This window comes from Fibrobacter sp. UBA3629, from assembly GCF_002374005.1.
Classification (GTDB): Bacteria; Fibrobacterota; Fibrobacteria; order Fibrobacterales; family Fibrobacteraceae; genus Fibrobacter.
Map to the genome: position 1 here is coordinate 39,463 of NZ_DFLC01000030.1, position 15,778 is coordinate 55,240.

The 15,778-nt window shown below is 55.1% G+C and carries 12 protein-coding genes; 7 read left to right on the forward strand and 5 right to left on the reverse strand.

All coding sequences use genetic code 11. The features are described 5' to 3' along the window. Nucleotides 1-2: 2 nt before the first annotated feature. The 3 genes from B2310_RS09395 to B2310_RS09405 are packed head-to-tail and all read right to left on the reverse strand — an operon-like array spanning nucleotide 3 to nucleotide 5,536. Nucleotides 3-2,732, reverse strand: coding sequence for a TIGR02171 family lipoprotein (locus B2310_RS09395; protein ID WP_290730843.1), 2,730 nt, complete (start codon nucleotides 2,730-2,732; stop codon nucleotides 3-5). Nucleotides 2,733-2,772: 40 nt separating this feature from the next. Next, nucleotides 2,773-3,540 carry a transglutaminase family protein gene (locus tag B2310_RS09400; RefSeq protein ID WP_290730846.1) on the reverse strand — a complete coding sequence of 256 codons (768 nt, stop codon included), beginning with the start codon at nucleotides 3,538-3,540 and terminating at the stop codon, nucleotides 2,773-2,775. A gap of 1 nt (nucleotide 3,541) precedes the next feature. Then, nucleotides 3,542-5,536, reverse strand: coding sequence for an alginate O-acetyltransferase AlgX-related protein (locus B2310_RS09405; RefSeq protein WP_290730849.1), 1,995 nt, complete (start codon nucleotides 5,534-5,536; stop codon nucleotides 3,542-3,544). A gap of 86 nt (nucleotides 5,537-5,622) precedes the next feature. Here B2310_RS09405 and rdgB point away from each other — a divergent pair, with 86 nt between their 5' ends. From rdgB to B2310_RS09425, 4 genes are read left to right on the forward strand one after another with little or no spacing between them, the layout of a single operon-like run. Beyond that, entirely contained in the window at nucleotides 5,623-6,249 is a 627-nt protein-coding gene (rdgB, locus tag B2310_RS09410; protein WP_290730852.1) for an RdgB/HAM1 family non-canonical purine NTP pyrophosphatase, read from the forward strand. Nucleotides 6,250-6,306: 57 nt separating this feature from the next. Beyond that, nucleotides 6,307-7,266 carry a tRNA-dihydrouridine synthase family protein gene (locus B2310_RS09415; RefSeq protein WP_290730855.1) on the forward strand — a complete coding sequence of 320 codons (960 nt, stop codon included), beginning with the start codon at nucleotides 6,307-6,309 and terminating at the stop codon, nucleotides 7,264-7,266. Next, nucleotides 7,259-8,191, forward strand: a complete 933-nt coding sequence (locus B2310_RS09420; protein ID WP_290730858.1) for a radical SAM/SPASM domain-containing protein — start codon at nucleotides 7,259-7,261, stop codon at nucleotides 8,189-8,191. Before B2310_RS09415 ends, B2310_RS09420 begins: the two co-directional genes overlap by 8 nt. A gap of 53 nt (nucleotides 8,192-8,244) precedes the next feature. Beyond that, nucleotides 8,245-9,015 (forward strand): FISUMP domain-containing protein, encoded by a 771-nt coding sequence (locus B2310_RS09425; protein WP_290730864.1) that lies wholly within the window; start codon nucleotides 8,245-8,247, stop codon nucleotides 9,013-9,015. A 47-nt stretch (nucleotides 9,016-9,062) separates the two neighbouring features. Here the strand turns inward: B2310_RS09425 and B2310_RS09430 are convergent, their stop codons facing one another. After that, complete coding sequence (locus tag B2310_RS09430) at nucleotides 9,063-10,214, reverse strand: tetratricopeptide repeat protein (RefSeq protein ID WP_290724347.1); 1,152 nt, start codon at nucleotides 10,212-10,214, stop codon at nucleotides 9,063-9,065. 81 nt (nucleotides 10,215-10,295) lie between these two features. On the opposite strand from B2310_RS09430, the gene B2310_RS09435 reads away from it, so the two are divergent. Both B2310_RS09435 and B2310_RS09440 read left to right on the forward strand, forming a co-directional pair. Continuing rightward, nucleotides 10,296-11,126 carry an arginase family protein gene (locus B2310_RS09435; protein WP_290730868.1) on the forward strand — a complete coding sequence of 277 codons (831 nt, stop codon included), beginning with the start codon at nucleotides 10,296-10,298 and terminating at the stop codon, nucleotides 11,124-11,126. A 327-nt stretch (nucleotides 11,127-11,453) separates the two neighbouring features. Beyond that, a complete protein-coding gene (locus tag B2310_RS09440; RefSeq protein WP_290730870.1) occupies nucleotides 11,454-14,186 on the forward strand; it encodes a hypothetical protein in 2,733 nt (910 codons plus the stop codon). 11 nt (nucleotides 14,187-14,197) lie between these two features. On the opposite strand, the gene B2310_RS09445 is transcribed toward B2310_RS09440, so the two are convergent. Further along, complete coding sequence (locus B2310_RS09445) at nucleotides 14,198-14,995, reverse strand: HAD-IIA family hydrolase (protein ID WP_290730872.1); 798 nt, start codon at nucleotides 14,993-14,995, stop codon at nucleotides 14,198-14,200. A gap of 49 nt (nucleotides 14,996-15,044) precedes the next feature. Between B2310_RS09445 and B2310_RS09450 the strand changes: the two genes are divergently transcribed. After that, on the forward strand, nucleotides 15,045-15,755 hold the full coding sequence (locus B2310_RS09450; RefSeq protein ID WP_290730874.1) for an RsmE family RNA methyltransferase: 711 nt from the start codon (nucleotides 15,045-15,047) through the stop codon (nucleotides 15,753-15,755). Nucleotides 15,756-15,778: the final 23 nt, after the last annotated feature.

The following is a 15,778-nucleotide window of genomic DNA, read 5'->3' on the forward strand; positions in this document are numbered from 1 at the left end:
ACTCACCTCAACGTCTTCAATAGGGAATCGAGTCGGGCTGTAAACTGGCGCGCCCCCAGATAGCTCAGGTGGTTGCTGTTGTAAGCCATTTCGGATGTGTAATCATGTTCTCCAAACTTATTCTCGTCAAAAATATAGTAGCCCGATTTCTCGAGTGCACTGACAATCTTTTTCGCGACTTCCATTTTGGGGCCGAACGATCCGAAGGATTCCGTCTTTGCGAAATCCGGATTCTGGGGAGTGATGGCCAAAATCAGCTTGACGCCACGCCGTTCCGTCTCCGCCCGCAGGGAATCCAGCATTTCCCGGTTTCTTCTCAATTTTACACTGTTATACGGCATCTTGGAAACATCGGCATCGACATAGGTATCGCCCCAAGAAACCGAAGGTAACAGGAAGGAATCATCCATGTAGTTCTGGGCGAAAAGGGATCTCGGGTAAGAATACTCCTGGCTCAGGGCGGCTACAACATCCTTGGTTTCATGGCTCAAATGATGCTCGTCGTAGATAAGTCCCGGCGAGAACAGGCGCACGTAGTAGAAATAGTCGTTTTCCTGCCGGAACAGGAACCCCGGGGAAAGTTCTACGACAAGGACCTTGATTTTTTCCGCATAGCGCAGAATGTATCTCGACGCAATATACTTGAACAGGAACAGATCGGCGAGCGTCACGCCCATATTCAATGTCTTAAAGGCGGTTATCGAAGTATCGATTACGGCGTCGAGCAACATGGAACTGCCCAGGGTAACGCACTCAATGTTCCGGTAGTTTTTCCAGAACATCTGCATCCTCATGGCCAATTCCACAGAAGAGCCCTGGAGCAGGTTGGCGGGATTGTAGTCGAAATACATGCCCGCGCTGTCCAAATCAAGCAGCACATCCCGATCAGCGTCCGATTTCCCTTTCACCCAGAAACTCGGATGCCACAGTTCATCCCCTTCGACAAGCTCGACTACGCTCGAATCGGACATATCGACAAGGACAATCTTCTTGTGCGCCCCATCCAAATTGGAAAGCGAAGCGACCACCAGATTTTCCCCTCCCTGCCCCCATTCGGTATGGTCGAAGGAATATCCCGCAGGCGCAGCGACTGACTGAATTAGCTTGCCGGTACTATCCGCCACAAACAGGCGTTCATGCATTCCGTAACTTTCACCGACAAATTTACGTCCCGGGCCCGCTCCAAAATCAAGGAACAGGGTCCGCTTGCTCCTGTCTTTAGAAAGAGAGACATTGCATGCCTGTGCGCTGTCGTACCAGACAAGGTCGCTTGCCTCCTTGAACACCGTCGAACCCGGTTTCGCGACGCGAGCCCTCAAGAGACGCGCTCCCGTTACAGCAAGCGACTTGTCTTCACTGATTCCGCCATGGTATGCACCATCCAAAATTTTGGACGGCTTGCCGAACTTGCCGTTTGCAAACTTCACCTGCCAGGTAGAAGTCTCCTTGAAGCTTGTCTCGTCCTTATTGTTGCCCGCATCCGTCACGTAGATTATAATCGTGGTCCCGTTTTCAAGCACCTGCCAGCGCGGAATTACGGCCGATTCCACTTCGAGCTTTACAAGGTTGGTCCCCTCCGCGTTCAAATCGCGCACATAAAGGGCGGACTTTCCCGAGACACCTTCAATCCGGGAGCAGAAGGCCACGCGGTTTCCATCGGGGGAAATTTCCGGATGGTAGACATTCAGCGTATCCTCGATTTCTATCACGGACGGAACGCCGCTGGAATAATCGATATACGCCAAGTTGCCCGTGATATCGTTCCTGAACGCAAGTTTCATCTTGTGGGTTCCCGTCAAGGAATGCAGCGCACTGGAACTCGCCAAAGGAACAACACGGCTCGTAGCCGCCTTGCCATCGCCTCCCATCCAGGTCGGTTCGGGAATTGCCCCTTTTGCCAAACGGAATCCGACATATTCGGCACGGGTCGAAGAAACGACCGTATAGATGTCACCGCGATTATAGAGAGTAATGAAAGAATTTGCGTTACGGTAGCAGCCTCCTTTTATGACACGCTGGCCCAACGCGCCGCCGTCAGGAGCCCCGACATAGTTCAAAAGGGTCGTATCCTTCAAATTACCGAACCAGTCGTTCACCCATTCTATCACATTCCCGAGCAAATCGCAAAATTCATCCTTTTTAGCCTTGCCACACACCGTCTGGATTTTAAGTTTCGAATTTTCTGCCGTCCATCCCTTGTCAAAAGACCAGTTGCGACCCGCCACAAGAAGCCATTCCGCTTCCGTCGGCAAACGATAGCCTTCGCTTTCGGTCGAGAAAAAGAATCCTTCCAGATTCGTGCAGTGATGATTCTTGTCGAACGTAGCCTTGCTATAGGAATAGGCGGTATCGCGCCCCTCCCTCTTGCTACGTTCATTGGCAAACAGGACTGCATCGTAATAGGTCACGTCTGTCGCCGGATAATAGCCGTGGCAATTCAGAGACAAGCCAAAGGACTTTTTCATCAGACGGTTGAATTCGCCGCATGTCACTTCGCTGCGCGACATTGAAAAATCATAGCTGAACTTTACCTGCATCGCAGGGCGTTCGTTGGTGCGGGCGTTGTTGGAATTGGTACCCAAGGTAACCTCTTCTCCCGCCGCCGAAACCGAAATCATTTTTGAGAAAGCGACACTTTCATCATCTTCGGAAGTATATTCCGGCATTGCCATTTCTGAATTAGAGCAGGCGCAAAACAAAACCAGCATCGACAGGTAAAGGAACAATCGCATCGGCGGCAAAGATAGAAATTTTGCCTAGCTCACAAGGCTGCTAGCGATCGGGCAGACGGCTTTTAGCAATTTCCCTGTTTGCATCGATGCCTGGATATTCGGGAAAAAGGTCGTCTGCAAGCCTGTACCAGCGAAGCGCGCGGGGAGGTTCCGTTTGCAGGTACAAATTGCCCAAGTCGAATGCGGCAAGGCCCGCAAACTGTGCCGGAGTAAGCGGTTTGAATTCCAGGCCGGTCCAGCGACCCGCCTTGTACTTTTCGCGATATTCCTCATTGGTGTAGGTATAGCCGAGACGGTTCGGTTCGAGGTTCACCGTCCTTGGCGCAAATCCCACCTGTGCGCGGCCGTCATCCTTGCCGTACCGCAAATACACATGCCCCGGCAAGAGAATAACATCAAGCGGAATTCCGCGGGCTTCGGCGACCATCATCGCAAGCCACGAAAGCCCCATGCAGCCCGATTTCCGGGTTTCAAGCACCCGCAGCGGTAGAATCGCATCGTGGGCTATGGACGCCTCGCCCTCCCCCGCAAATTCGATTTTCCAGAATTCCCACAGGAGCGATTTCAAAGAGGCGAGCGTATCGCGCGTTGCAGACAAACTACTATCGTAGAAGACAAGACCTTCGCGCCAGGCATCTACAGAATCTATGCAGGCGGGAGCGCGGTTCTCGAAGGTACACGCCATCTCGGCATACCGTACGTTTTCGGGCCGGCCCGTCCACAGCACGAGTGCAAGCGAAACCGCCAGCAGCACGACTAGCAGAGGCCAGAACGCTCGCGAGAATATTGCGGAGAGGCAGGCAAGCATCTTATCTCAGGGCATCCCATTCCATCGGGGATTGCCAGAAGTCGCGGGCCGTCATCATGTAAATCACGAGCCTCTTGCTCTGCATATCCTTCTTCATCTTCATCATGCGATGGTAAACGCCCGGGCCGCCGCCCCAGCTGGTGAGCACCTGCACGTCGAGCCCTGTCGCATAGGCAAGGAGCGATCCCGGGCCACCGCTCTTCTGGTCCACAGACTCAAACACACCCGTGAATGAATCGCCCATCAAGAGAATCGGCGCATTCTTGCCGCCCTTGTAGGGTTCTGTACCCTTGAAGATTTTCATCGCGGGCAACGTATCTGCAGTGTACTTCGCCTTCTCCGCATCGGGCAGGTGCGCCACCAGGTCGCCCTCGCGCATTGTCGTCGTCTCCTGCATGTTGAGCGAACCCGGCTTCGCTCCGGCATCGCCGTACCAGCTGTACTGCGTCACGCGGGCGGCAAGCTGTTCCATGGCGGCAAGCATGCCGGGGAGCGACCAGTGCGTATCGTAGCGCTGGTAGCTAAAGTGCGGGGGTTCGTCGCCCGCCTTGGCCGCCATGAGCGCCGGGTAAATGTCAAGCACGTCAAGCCCGGCGGCAAGCATCTCGCGGGTAAACTCGCGGCCCGCGGGGTTCACGCAGAGGTCGGCAGGCGTCCCTGCCACAAGGCGCTCGGCGTAAATTTCTTCCTTCACGGGAACGGGAACCACGAGCAGTTGCACCCCGATGGAATCCAGGTAGTGTTTAAGTTCCAGCAGGCGCGGGAGCGGGTTGTGCAGGCTATCCTGCCCGGTTATCTTGTCTGCAAGCAGGTAGTTCGCGTTGCGGCGGAACCAGAGGAAGCTTTCCGCGGGTGTCGCTCCCGCTGTCGCCCAGGCGTTCTGCTCCTTCGGGAGTTTCGCGAGAGTCTTTTCGAGCGTAGCGCGGAACTTCGCGGTTTCCGCATTCGCGGGGCAAGAGCCTTCCAGCGAGGCAAGCGTCTGCAGGCGCGCATCGGAGGTCGTGTCGAGTGCGCGGTTCACCGGCACCACCTCGCCCGCCGCAGCAAGCGAATCGGCAACGGCCTGTGCGCGAATCTGTTCTTCGGACAGGCGGAATGCAGGAACATCGAACGCGACCCACATGGGTTTCCCCATCGGGTTCCCGCGCATCACGGCAAAGGGCTGCGTCTTGGCGCCTTCGGGCCAGAAGCCTCCCGGCGTATGGGGTTCCAGGTCTGTATTGAGCGTCGGATACCAGTAAGAAGACAGCGTCCGAGCCCAGTTCATCGCATCTTCGAGCGTCAACTCTGCCGTAATGTAATGATTGAGCACCTCGGCAGTCTCACCGTGCGATGCGAACTTCAACTTCGCAAAAAACACGGTACGGCCCGTCCAGGTGGCCGGCAAAATTTCTGCCCACCACTCGACGGAACCGTCGCTCATCGGCACGCCCCAGAATCTGCCTACCGTCTGGAACGCCCTGAAGACATCGGGTTCGCTCCACTTGACGGCCTCCACGGCACTGAGCACCCGGGCAAGAGAATCATCGCCCGTCTGCGCATAGAGAATCTTGGAAAGCGGTTCCCACGCCAATGGTTGCCTGCCAGCCACAACGGAGGGCTCATATTCCGAAAGCGAATCGAGCATCGGGAACGGATATTCGGCAAGTTTCGCGCCTGCCATCCCCCCCTTGTAATTCTCCGGCTTTTCGTCCTTGCCTGCAAGGCGGATGGGATTGTCGTAATAGGCGGCAAAATCAAGCGCGGCGAGCGTCGGCTTGTCGATTACGCGCACCTGCTTGTCCCTGGATTCGACATGTAATTCGAACACCGTCACCGGAGTCGAAGGAGCGGGCGGAAGCGCCCTGGACGCAGAAAGTTGCTTTTCGGGAGACGCAGTCGAAACATCCGTGGCAGGATCCGGCGTCCCGGAAGCACAGGAGCAGAGGCCCAGCGAAACGCAAAGAGATGCGGCAGCAAGCCCCATGCGCCTGCAAGTAAACGGGATAATATTCATACGCTACCGAATATACAAAAAGCACATGTGGTCTAAAGCCCGCCGCACCGCATATTTTCTAGATTTGTTCCGCAAAAAAGGGCACCATGAAAAACCTATTTGTAATCGCAACCGCAAGCGCCGGGAAAATCCGGGATTTCGCGCACATTTTAGGCACCGACCACTACGAATTCAAGACGCTGAAAGACATCGGCTTCGACGAAGAAATTGTCGAGGACGGCAATTCATTCGCCGAAAACGCCATCATCAAGTCGAGCACTACGGCCCGCTGGCTTGCCAAACGCGGCATCGAGGCAACCGTCCTCGCCGATGACTCGGGACTCGAAGTCTTCTCGCTCGCTGGAGCCCCCGGAATCTACAGCGCACGCTACAGCGGCATCCACGGCGCAGACGAAAGCAACAACACGCTTCTCCTCAAGAACCTCGCGGGAATAACCGACCGCAAGGCGCGCTACTTCTGCGCACTCGCCTACCAGACAATCACGCGCAACGCCGACGGCGAATTCGTCGTGAGCGAACCGCAGATTTTTGAAGGCGAATGTCGCGGCAGCATCAACTACGCTCCCGTGGGCGACATGGGATTCGGCTACGACCCGTTATTCGTCCCCGACGGAGAAGCCCGCACCTTCGCGCAGATGGAGCTTGAAGAGAAGAAGGCCATCAGCCACCGCGGAAACGCCATCCGCGCCCTGAAAAAAACACTCGGGAAATAAGGAAGCCGCCAGACGCCATGGCGCCACGCCCCGTCTAGATTCTGCAAGAGCAGCAACATGTTGAAGGTCCTATTCGCTCCGCTACAAGGTTACACGACGGGCATCTATCGGGCAGCCCATGCAAAAATCTTTGGCGGCATCGAAGCATATTACGCTCCATTCTTGCGGATTGAAAACGGGCACCCGCGCGAAAGGGACCTGCGCGACCTCGAAACCCCAGCAGGCGTGCCGGGTTCTCCACGGGTCATTCCGCAGGTCATCGCGAATAGCGTCGAAGAATTCAAGGTTCTCGCCGACGCCATCCTGCAAAAAGGCTTCACCGAAATCGACTTCAACATGGGATGTCCCTTCCCCATGCAAGTCAACCGTCACCGTGGCGCAGGCCTGCTGAACGACACCCGAACCGTCCAGGAAATCATGAACGAAATCGCGCGGCTATCCGCAGCGGGAACCGCAAAGTTTTCCGTCAAGATGCGGCTCGGACAGGAATCTCCCGATGAAGCGTTCGCACTCCTCCCGATTTTAAACGATACTCCGCTCACGCACATTACGCTCCACCCGCGCCTCGGCAAACAGCAATACAAGGGCGCAATTGATATCAAGTCATTTGAGAAATTTTACAGCGAATGCCGCCACCCGCTTGTATATAACGGGAACATCACAGACGTTTCGCAAATTCAAGAAATGGAACGCCGCTACCCGAATCTCGCCGGAGTGATGATCGGCCGCGGATTACTTGCGCAGCCAAGCCTCGCAGCGGAATACAAAGCAGGGAAAGCGAACATAACAGGAAAAGAATTTACAGACAAACTTCTCCAAATACACCAGATTATTTTCGAACACGCGCGGCAAACATTCCAGGGTGACAGCCAGATCCTTGCGCACGTGCAAAGTTTCTGGGATTATCTGGAGCCGAGCATTCCCAAAAAGACGTTCAAGAGAATCAAGAAAGCAGGCAAGCTCAGCGTATACGCCGATGCAGTTTCTACATTGCTCCCCGAGAACCAGCATGAATAGCGTTTATATCGAAATCACGAACGCCTGCAACTTGCATTGCAGCTTTTGCCCCAGCAGTGATTGCGGGCACGAGGCCGGTTCGGGAGCATCGCGCTCGTTCATGCCGAGCGCACTTTTCGAGAAGTGTATCGCGGGAACGGTAGAAGCAGGCATCGAGAACGTATATCTGCACGTCCTGGGCGAACCGACGCTGCACCCGGGATTTGCACTCTTTCTCAAGGATATAAAGGCCGCGGGCCTCACCGCGACGCTCACCACGAACGGCACGACCATCAGGCGAGTCGCCCACCACATATTGAACTGCCCCGCCGTGCGCCAGGTAAACTTTTCGACGCACGCATATGCGGAACTCCCGCCCGACGATGCGCACGGGTATCTACAGGACGTCCTCGACTTCTGCAAAATGGCCTTGGCCGCAAGGCCCGACATGTACATCAATCTGCGGCTCTGGAACATCGGTGTAACAACCGCCGGAGACTGGAACGAGTTTGCGATTTCTCGCATAAACGAGACGTTCAACACGCAGGTCGCTCCGGGAAATTTCTGCAGCAGGCACAAGAGTTTCCCTATCGCGGGGAGGCTCTACCTGCACGAAGACTCACGATTCGAATGGCCGGGAACGAGCAAGGTCACTGCTAGTGCTGAGCATGGTCAAAGTGAGCCCGCCGAAGTGACCGCCAGCAAATACCCCGCAGGCACGTGCCATGCCCTCGACACGCATGCCGCCATCCTGCACGACGGCCGGGTAGTCGCCTGCTGTCTCGACTACAGCGGGCAAATCACCCTCGGGAACATCGCCAACCAGGGCCTGCCCGAAATTCTCGGCTCGCCTGCCGCCCGCAATTTACGCGAAGGCTTCGAAAAGCACGAACTGCGCCACCCGTTCTGCCAAAATTGTTCCTTCTGCAAGCGGTTCAGGCAGTAATATTCAAACAAATTGCTATAATGTCCTACTAGAAATAGAAAGGAGATTGAACCGTGAAAAAGTTGTTCTTTGCATTGACAGCATGCACCGTTCTTTTTGTTGCATGCGACGACAGTTCAAGTTCCCCGAGTTCAGAAAACAATTCAAGCGTAAAATCCAATAGCTGTTCCAACGCCGACGAACCGCTTACCGACCCCCGCGACGGCAAGGTTTATAAGACCGTCAAGATCGGCAACCAAGTCTGGATGGCCGAGAACCTGAACTATGACGTAGAAGGCAGCTGGACAAACGACAGCCTCGACAAGGATGGTTCCATTTACGGGCGTTTTTACACCTTTGGGAGAGCAAAAAAAGCTTGTCCAGATGGATGGCATCTGCCCACCTTTGACGAAATTGACGAACTTCGCGAAAACACGGGCGGAGTCGGCTTGGCCGGAAAGAATTTAAAAGCGACCTCCGGCTGGGATAAAGATGAAGAAGGCAAAGACGGAAACGGCACCGACAAGTACTGTTTCGGCATCAAGGCTAGCGGAAAATCGCAGAACAAGGAAGACGGCGTCTACGGCGTCGGCAAATACGCCCAATTGTGGACTTCGACCACCTTCATCCGTCCAGAATACGACAGTTACGGGAACCGCATCGACAGAGGAAGCAAAGTTTATTATTTCTCCTTCACGAGCAGCGACTCCGTCTATATTGAGTCTTACGATACAACTCCTGCTTGGAACATCCGCTGCCTGAAGGGTGATTCCGAGCCCGAACCGATTGCTCCAGAAAATTCGTCGGGATACGATGACGGCGCTTTTACGTCCAAATCGGATTAGAACTACGTGAAAACTGCACCAAAGAAGGGCTGTAGGAATAATTTCACCTAGTTCGGACGATCGATAAGCACCGGAGCCTTCAGGCTAGCTTCGCCTTCCCAGAAAGGATACACAACCTTTTCGTAGAACTGTTCGAAGCGTTTCCTGTTCATCATCTTCCAGCTTTCAAATGCAATATCGTTCACACCCCTGAAAACAACCCGCATAAAAACATCCTCGAAGCCACCATCCACAATCTGTCTATAGAACGGTTTCAAGTCAAATTCGTAAGGCAGCATCACGGACTCACGCATCGCGAATGTTCCCAGCGCTACCAGAGTTTCAAAGTCATTTTCGCTGCCATCCAGTGAATCCAGGCGGTCAAAGTTCAACTTTTCGAATTTCGATTCGCTCTCGGCAAAACGATACACCGTAGACCTGGCCCATTCCCTGTGGATATCGAGCAGCGGGTGGTCCTCGAAACGTTCCAGCACTTCCTTAAAGATAAGCATCAACTTTGCAAAATACTTTCTCACATAAGCAGCACGATCCCTTGTATCCCCTACAAAATTCGCATAAACACCATTCACAAAGAAATCAATCCACATCCTCCTATTCGCCGAAATCTGCGCGAGCAGGAAATAGGAACCTTCGTGCTGGCGTGTCGACTTTACGGCAAGTTTCGCCACCTCGTAGGCCTCATCCTCGCGCTTATGGAAAAAGAGCGCAACTCCCTTGTTGTACAGAAGGTGGTAGGATTTCGGATAAAATGACAGGCCGAGATCATAATACTTCAATGCAGAATCGATTTTTTCCTCAAAATCGTAGATGTCGCCAACAAGCGAAAACGCCAGCTCGGCCGGTTCTATCTCAATGGAGCGTTTTGCATACAAGGCGGCACTGTCAAGCTGTCTAAGCATCATGTAAGAATAGCCCAGTTCGTAGTTGACCGTCGCATTTTTCGGGGAGAGCGAATCGGCCTGCTTGTAGCACTTGATAGCCTCACGGAACATCCTATTGTCGTGGTAAGCGTTTCCCTTGGCAATCAGCTGCACAGCTTCGCGTTCATTGGCCGAAAGGGTATCATTCCCCATCGCCTTGGGTGCGCTGGCCACATTCGTATAGCGGATTGTCGAAGATTGCGCAAAAGACTGCTGCAAGCCCAGGAAAACAAATCCAAGACCAAGAATCAGCGACAAAGGAAGGCTTTTGACTTTCATGATTCCAATATATATTTTTATTTTTCCTATGTGCAAACGACAATTCTCGATTTCACGGGTGTTTACAGTTTTCAGCCCTTTATGCAAGGTCTGAAAGGAAATTCGCGTCTAGTTTCCGCAACTTCGAACGCAGAAATCCTCTACATAGACTGCGCCGACATTTCGGGTACGGACTGCTACTGCGATGACGAAGCTGTCGAGACCCTCCGCAGGCGCATTGCCGATGCGGGCATCACGAATGCGCACGGCATCCACTTCTTCGACAACGGCAATTACCACTACATGAGCAAAATCTGGACCGACATGGTCCAGGAACCGTTTTCGCTTGTTGTTTTTGACCACCATCCCGACATGCAAGCCCCGCGATTCGGGAACATTCTCAGTTGCGGCGGCTGGGTCAAGAAGGTTTTGGAAGAAAACAAGTTCATAGGCAACGTTGTCATTATCGGGGTCGCTGACCACCTCGTGGAAGAAATCCGCGAAGAACTTTCGCAGGCGGGCGATACCAGTACTTTAGACAAAGTAACTTTCATCAAAGAAAGCGAAATACGCGAAACCGGTTCACCCACGTCATTCTCGCGCACACCCTCGTCATTCTCGCGAATGCGAGAATCTTTAAGATCCCCGACCGAGTCGGGGATGACAGAAGGCCGAATCTACATCTCCATCGACAAGGACGCCCTCTCCCCCGCCTACGCGGCCACCAACTGGGATCAGGGTTCGCTGGACGTAGCAGCACTCAAAGAAATCATCGCCGGTCTCGCCACAAGCCACAAAATCATCGGCGTAGACATCTGCGGGGAACGCGCCCGCGACTTTGCAGGCGACGAGCACCACACCGTGCAAGAAGCGGATGCGCTCAATAGCGGACTCAATCGGGAACTGGCGGAGTTCCTGGCACCGTTCCTCTAAAAACAGCGGATTTTCAATCCTCAATCCCCAATTTTTGAATATCCGGCCCCTTTCACAAAAATAAAACTTGCTTTTCTCCAGAAAAAAAGGTATTTTAAAAAAAATTTAAAACAGGAAGCCACTATGGGAAAACTCATCAAGATTGTCGTATTTGTCGCCGTATGCGTGATTTCTGCGTTCGGCATCTACAGCCTCATCAAGTACAACAAGGTCGACGAAAACACCGCCGACTAGCCAAAACGCGCACAACGCTGTCGGACCGCGGGTTCGACGTTTTTCGCCATACCGCAAGGCATACTCGCCCGCGGTATTTTTATATTTCCCAGCATGAATCTTTTGAACAAAAAGCCCATTTTCTTTGCGACAGCAGCCGCGCTCTTCATAGCCATTCTCTTTATCGTTTTCCGCGGATTCGTCTTTGACGACTCGCAGCTGATGCTCAACAGCGACCAGCTGAATGGCATCGGCAGCCGCATATTGCGTGCCGAAAACCCAATCGTCACCGAATGGGACGACAGCCGCCTGGGAGGGGTTCCCACCATCGATGCGCTGTTCGCCGACGCCTACCACCCGCTCGTATGGACGCAGTTCCTGATGGACCCGGCACGCGCCGTGGGCTTCAAGTTCATCCTCACCGTGTGGGTCGCCTTCATGAGCGCCATGCTTTTGGCCTGGAACCTCACGGGCAACCGCTGGTGGGCCGCCCTCCTCGGGTTCCTCTACGCCTTCTCGCCGGAATACTTCACCTACATCTACGGCGGCCACGACGGAAAGATGATGGTTTTCGCCATCGCCCCGCTCGCGCTCCTCGCCATCCGGAAGGTTGTCCGCAACGGAAGCCTCCCCTACCTTATCGTGCTTGCGCTTGCCATCGCGTGGATGATTCTCGGAAGCCACCTGCAGCTCACCTACCTCTTCCTGTGGGGAGCCGGGTTCTACACGCTTTATGAGGCCGCCTTCCACTGCAACACGTTCAAGACGCGCGGCAAGCGCATCGGGCTTGCCGCCGCAGGCCTTGCTTTCGGGCTTGCGCTCGCCTGCTTCCAGCTGGTGCCGCCCTACCTGTACACCACCACGCAATCCGTGCGCGGCGAAGGCGACCATACCAACATGGGCCACGCCGTCAGCTGGAGCCTGCACCAGGAAGAACTCGCGCAGATGATTCTCCCCGGGTTCATCGGCGTGGACGTGTACGAACAGGATCCCAAGTCTGGCGATATCGTCGGCAGCTCTTTCATCTCGTATTCGAGGGGCGAACTGCAGAAGATGCCCGGAGGCTCCCCGTTCTACTGGGGCCACAACAGCTTCAAGCTCGACCACAACAGCGCGGGCACTCTCCTCACCTTCCTCGGATTCCTCTGCCTCTTCTTGCCCGGCAAGCGCCGCTGGGCAACATTCTGGGCCATGGGCATGGTCGTCGCCCTCAGCTACGGCATGGGAGCGCACTCCCCGCTGTTCAAGCTCTGGTACGCCATCCTCCCCGGCGTCAAGAACTTCCGCGCGCCCGGCATGGCACTGTTCTGGCTTCCGCTGCTGCTCGTGATGATGGCAGGGCCCGTGCTCCGCGCCATCAGCGACAAGGGAGAAGATGCGGCAAGGAACCTCCGCGCGCTCAAGCACGGCGCCGCCATGTTCGTCGTCCTGCTTTTGCTCACCGTCATCGCACGCTACAACTGGACGCTCTTCATCGGACCGTTCGGGCTTGTCGCCTGCATCGCCTATGCGCTTGTCTGCATCGGAATCATGAAGGTAGACGACCAGGGCAAGGCGCTCAGCTTCGAAAGTTTCATCGACGCCTACAAGACTGCCTTCAAGGACAAGGGTAGCATCACAAGCCGCGTGGCACAGGCTTGTTTCGTCCTCGGGTTCACCGCCATCGGTGCATTCCTCATGAGCGGACAGGACCTGCTCGCAGACCCGATCACGGCGCCCTACTTCAAGCCGCTGAACGAAATTATCATGCAAGCGACCGCCGCGAAGATCATCCCGAGCTTCGTGCTCGCGCTCGCGACCATCGTCGTTGCACTCTTCCTCTTCTTCTGGAAGGGATCCACCGTCGCGAAGGCGTGCATCTTCGCCGTCGTCGCCGCCATCGAGCTGTTCTTCATCAACGGAGCCTTCATCCAGAACGTTCCCGCGGCTCAGTACCTCCAGCCGAACAACGCCGTGGTCGCCGCCATCAAGGCTCCCTACAAGGCCGATTCGCTCAACACACCGCGCGTGCTTTCGCTATCGCGCCAGCCGTCGCTCGGTGCAAACGCATTCCCGCAATACCACCTGCGTAACGCCGACGGCTTCCACGACAACGAGCTTGCCTCCTACCGCGAATTCCGCGGCGGCCAGCAGAACGCCAACTACCTCCAGAACATTAACGACCCCGATGCAGCACACCCGTTTCTCGACCTCATGAACGTGGGAGCAATCGTCTTCGACACGCGCCAGGGCACCACCTACATGCCGATTTCCACGGCCATGGGCGAAGCCTACATCTATGGCCAGTCCGTGACGATGGACGATGCAAGCGCCATCAAGACCTTGCGCGAAAAAGCAGCCATCCGTAAGCCCAAGGCCGAAGAGAGCGCCCCTGCCGAGGCAACAGACTCGACAGCCACAGTCGATTCCACGACAGCAGAAGCTGCCGCGGAGGTCTCTCCAGCAGCAGAACCCGAAGATGACAGCTTCTACTACCGCGAAACGGTCATCCTCTCCGAAAAGCCCGAACACGAAGGCGAAGGCGGAGTCGCGAACGGGCACGCGAAGCTTATCGCAAGCCCCAAGATGGACACCCAGGTATTCGAGGTAGAAAGCGACCGTGCAGGATTCATGGTTGTCGCGGGCAACTACCATCCCTACTGGAACGCGACCGTGAACGGCAAGCCCGCAAAAGTCTACAAGGCTTTCGGCACGCTCCGCGCCGTCGAAATTCCGAAGGGCAAATCCGAAGTCCGCATGGAATACCGGAGCCGTCCGTTGCACGCCTGCATCAAGGTGAGCGCGGTCGCGGCGCTGTTCCTCGTCGCTATCGGGGTGCTGGTTCTTATCCGTCGCAAAAAAACCTAGCCAAGGCCAGTCTAGGCACGACCTTCGAAAAAGGCGTCGAAGTCAATATCGCGGACGCTTTCAACTATAAACTCGGGCTTGGTCTCGAGTTTTTCTACATCTTCGCGCTTGGTTTCGCCACAGAGCGGAAGCACGAACCTGCATCCGCTGCGCTTCGCAAGTTCGAAGTCGGTATAGAGGCGGTCGCCCACAAAGAGGATCTCTTCGGGTTCGTATTTTTTGAGTACGCCCGCAAGCATCGCAGGATTCGGCTTTCCGAAACTGCGTTCCGGTTCCACGCCATAGGCCGTCTTGAGAAGCGCCATGAAGCTTCCGATATCGGGCACGGGCCCGTTTGCATCGGGGCACACGAAATCCGTATGCGTCACCCAGAACGGGATCCCGCGCTGGACGCGGAAACTGAGTTCGCAGAGTTCGCGGTAGTCAAAACTGTTGTGATAGGCGACGAGCACGAGTTCGGTCTCTTTTACCGACGGGCAAAGATTCAGGCTCGGATCCTGCGCCGCGAACCATTCATGCACTTCGGGATTCGCAAAGAAGAACACGTTCCTGATGCCCTTTTCGTGAATCGCTTCGAGCGAGAGGTAGAGCGCAGAGATGATGGAATCGTCACGCAGCGGAAGTCCCATCACATGTAGGCGATTCTCGTAAAATACAGGCGACTTGCTCGTGTTGTTGCTCAGGTAATAGACCGGCACGCGGGCTGCCACGCGTTTCACCGTCGCGACAGCACCTGGGTAAGGACGCCCGCTCAAGTAGAGCGTGCCATCCAGATCAAATACGACTGCCTTTACCGGTTTGTGTTCCACGATGCGGTAAATGTAGCAAACACCCGCAAAAAGTTTTATATTCTACGCCATGAAGACTCCCGACAGCCGTTTCTACTGTCCGCGAATTGACGTGGGCGAATTTACCCTCGACGAAAACGAAAGCGGGCACGCAGTCCGCGTTTGCCGCGCCACCGTCGGCGACACTCTCGAACTCTGCGATGGGCTCGGGCATTTTGCCGATGCGACAATCGTCAAGGCCGATCCGAAGGCCTGTGAAGTCCGCATCGACAGGTTCGAAACCGTATCGGTCGAGCGTCCCAAGTTGAACCTTGCCATCGCATGCCTCAAGGACGACGCGCTAGAAGAAGTCGTATTTCACGCGGCACAAACAGAAATTGACACTATCTATTTCTTGCGCACCGACTTTTCGCAGGAGCCGAAGAACTCCGACCTGCACAAGCTAATCCGCCGCGCCGAACTCAAGAGCCTGGTCAGCCTCAAGCAGTCGAAAAAACCATGGCTGACCCGCATCGAAGGTCCAGTCGAATTCGACCGCTGGCTCGAAAGCGAAGGCGGGGACCTCGTCCTCTGCGACATCGATGGCGAACGCAAAGCACCCGTCCTAGACCGTAGGACAACACTCCTCATAGGTCCCGAAGGCGGATTTTCCCCCCGGGAAATCGGGGCCGTCAAATCTTACCAACAGGGCAAGACGCACCTCCTGAATTTGGGAAACACCCGCCTCAGGGCAAGGACTGCCGCCATAATCGCCCTTGGATGTTTAATTTATCACATCTAAAACCATGCCAAAAAGCCTCTTGT

Excerpts from the sequence above, each read along its gene's own strand:
- B2310_RS09395 (WP_290730843.1), bottom strand. The coding sequence starts at position 2,732 with ATGCGATTGTTCCTTTACCTGTCGATGCTGGTTTTGTTTTGCGCCTGC.
- B2310_RS09400 (WP_290730846.1), bottom strand. The coding sequence starts at position 3,540 with ATGCTTGCCTGCCTCTCCGCAATATTCTCGCGAGCGTTCTGGCCTCTG.
- B2310_RS09405 (WP_290730849.1), bottom strand. The coding sequence starts at position 5,536 with ATGAATATTATCCCGTTTACTTGCAGGCGCATGGGGCTTGCTGCCGCA.
- rdgB (WP_290730852.1), top strand. The coding sequence starts at position 5,623 with ATGAAAAACCTATTTGTAATCGCAACCGCAAGCGCCGGGAAAATCCGG.
- B2310_RS09415 (WP_290730855.1), top strand. The coding sequence starts at position 6,307 with ATGTTGAAGGTCCTATTCGCTCCGCTACAAGGTTACACGACGGGCATC.
- B2310_RS09420 (WP_290730858.1), top strand. The coding sequence starts at position 7,259 with ATGAATAGCGTTTATATCGAAATCACGAACGCCTGCAACTTGCATTGC.
- B2310_RS09430 (WP_290724347.1), bottom strand. The coding sequence starts at position 10,214 with ATGAAAGTCAAAAGCCTTCCTTTGTCGCTGATTCTTGGTCTTGGATTT.
- B2310_RS09435 (WP_290730868.1), top strand. The coding sequence starts at position 10,296 with ATGCAAGGTCTGAAAGGAAATTCGCGTCTAGTTTCCGCAACTTCGAAC.
- B2310_RS09440 (WP_290730870.1), top strand. The coding sequence starts at position 11,454 with ATGAATCTTTTGAACAAAAAGCCCATTTTCTTTGCGACAGCAGCCGCG.
- B2310_RS09450 (WP_290730874.1), top strand. The coding sequence starts at position 15,045 with ATGAAGACTCCCGACAGCCGTTTCTACTGTCCGCGAATTGACGTGGGC.